The organism is Polynucleobacter sp. JS-Fieb-80-E5 (assembly GCF_018882015.1).
Taxonomy (GTDB): Bacteria; Pseudomonadota; Gammaproteobacteria; order Burkholderiales; family Burkholderiaceae; genus Polynucleobacter.
In genome coordinates this window covers 1-1,445 of sequence record NZ_JACVPH010000011.1, presented here as the reverse complement: position 1 = coordinate 1,445, position 1,445 = coordinate 1, and the positions used below count along the sequence as shown (strand labels likewise).

The window sequence follows — 1,445 nt, the reverse complement described above, 5'->3', positions numbered from 1 at the left end:
TGAACTGACCCACAAAAGTTGGACAGTTTAATTAGGTTAGCACGAGGGATTGAGTTCGGTAATTAACCGGGCTCAATCCCTTCAGTTTTTGTTTGATCCGATCATGGTTGTAATAGTCGATATATTCCTTTAGCTCAGTTTTAAATGTGTGAACGTCGTCAAACTTCTTTTGATAGAAGAACTCAGTCTTCATAATCCCAAACCAGTTTTCCATGACTGCGTTATCCAGGCAGTTACCTTTTCGAGACATGCTCTGAGTAATGCCTTGCTTGTAGAGGGCTCGTTGATAAATCCCCATCTGGTATTGCCAGCCCTGATCTGAGTGCAGCATCAGCTTCTCGGTCTGAGTAAGTCGCTTAAAGGCTTTGGTGAGCATGGTGCTCACCATGCTGATCTGCGGGCGATCCGCAATCTCATAGGAGATGATCTCTTGGTTGTATAGATCCAAGATGGGTGAGAGATATACCTTCTCGCCCTTGATATTGAACTCGGTGACATCGGTTACCCACTTTTGATTAGGTTTACTAGCTACAAAGTGGCGCTCGAGTAAGTTGGAGGCTACCTTACCCACAGACCCCTTATAAGACTGGTATCGCTTAGGGCGAACGGTGGACTTCAGTCCCAGTTGCCCCATGAGCTTTTGTACAGTCTTAGGATCGAGGTAACGCTGCTGATTACCCAACTCCAAATGGACTCGCCGATAACCATAGCGACCCTTGTGGCGATGGTAGATGGCGCTGATCTGCGTCTTGACTGCAAGATAGGGGTCAGTCTGCTTACTAAGCCCCACCTGGTAGTAGTAAACACTTCTGGCCATCTTGGCGACAGCCAAGATGATCTGTAAGGGGTATTGCTGCCTTAACTCAGTAATTACTTGGACTTGTTCTTGCTTGCCAAGTACTTTTGCTGGGCTAAGGCTTCGAGCTTTTTTAGGTAATCAGTCTCCACTCTGCGGTACTCGAGCTCTTGCATGAGCTCTTGTGGAGTCATTTGGGTCACCGGCTTATTGGTGGGGGTAAACGGTTTACAGGGTTTTGACATGGGTGGCCGTCCCTTGGGTTTAGGTTCTAGGACTGTGATACCGCTTTCATTGTAGAGGCGTTGCCATTGACCAATCGTACTGGGGGCTGGGATATTAAAGTGGGCTGCCGCTTGATTAATGGAGAGCTGGTGCTTCTCCATGTGCTGCAAGACAGATAGCTTAAAGCCGCTAGTGTAATGGGCATAAGTCTTGTTGAGACTGTGTTGGCCATGGACTTTGTAAGCATGAACCCATTTGCGAACATAGGCATATTTAACGCCGTATTGATCTCCAATAGTTTTAAAACCACCCCTACCGGAGAGGTAATGCTCAATGACTACTAGCTTGAACTCTTTGCTGTATTTGGACATGAGACTGACCCTGTTGAGTTGGATTGGGTGTCCAACTTTTGTGGGTCAGTTCA

At 47.0% G+C, this 1,445-nt stretch carries 1 protein-coding gene; it reads right to left on the bottom strand.

The annotated features are described in order from the left end of the window. Nucleotides 1–31: 31 nt before the first annotated feature. Nucleotides 32–1,392, bottom strand: a protein-coding gene (locus ICN44_RS12260) for an IS3 family transposase (protein ID WP_216264205.1) whose coding sequence is annotated in 2 segments (ribosomal slippage) — nucleotides 32–933 and nucleotides 933–1,392 — 1,362 coding nt in all. Because the reading frame shifts where the segments join, the coding sequence is not laid out codon by codon here. Nucleotides 1,393–1,445 lie beyond the last annotated feature (53 nt).